At 46.0% G+C, this 278-nt stretch carries 1 pseudogene; it reads right to left on the bottom strand.

Annotated features, from left to right (window positions below):
* Positions 1 to 278 (bottom strand): annotated as a pseudogene (locus lacNas_RS03565) (RNA-guided endonuclease InsQ/TnpB family protein); the annotation flags it as partial.

Genomic DNA, 278 nt, shown 5'->3' with positions numbered 1-278 from the left:
GCTTTCGAGCTGATGGTATTGAGCTTGAAGACTCTTCAATTTCGCCATGCGCTTGTTGTAGTATTGGTTGACGGATTTGATCGCACGACCACTAATGAGTAAGGCCTTGTCACCCGTATTTGAGACGCAGGCAAATGCATTATCAACACCTGGGCCAATACCGATATAGCGGCAGTTGTCTGGCAGATATGGCTTCTGGCTTGCAGCTGGAGTGTAGGCTACTGTGAGTTTATAACCATTTGACAGTGGCTTAATTGCGATGCGATTGACCTTTTTTA

It is taken from the genome of Lactobacillus nasalidis (assembly GCF_016587775.1).
Lineage (GTDB): Bacteria > Bacillota > Bacilli > Lactobacillales > Lactobacillaceae > Lactobacillus > Lactobacillus nasalidis.
The sequence above is the reverse complement of the archived record's forward strand: the minus strand, read 5'-3'. Positions and strand labels throughout refer to the sequence as shown.